Below are 267 nucleotides of genomic sequence, written 5' to 3'. Positions count from 1 at the left end.
GCATATACTTCAAGCGAACCGCTAAGCGAAAAAATAAAAATCAATAAGGCTCCTTCCATCCAGTACCCAATAAGAGAAGCTCCGATAGCAGCTAAAATCATTAAAATATCGACATTCAGCTTTTTATTTTCAACAGTGTCTTTCAGGCCTTCTTTAGCTTGATAAAATCCACCAATAATAAAGGATAAAATATAAAATAGAGGTGCAATTCGAACATAAGTATGTAACGATAAAAAGATACCTAAAATAATTAAACACCCGCTTAAA

1 pseudogene is annotated in these 267 nt (G+C 32.6%); it reads right to left on the bottom strand.

Annotation, left to right across the window (positions count from 1 at the left end):
• Positions 1 to 267, bottom strand: a pseudogene (locus RT405_RS08485) (heavy metal translocating P-type ATPase); the annotation flags it as partial.

The organism is Carnobacterium sp. (genome assembly GCF_032094055.1).
Lineage (GTDB): Bacteria > Bacillota > Bacilli > Lactobacillales > Carnobacteriaceae > Carnobacterium_A.
This window is presented reverse-complemented; position numbering and strand designations above follow the sequence as displayed.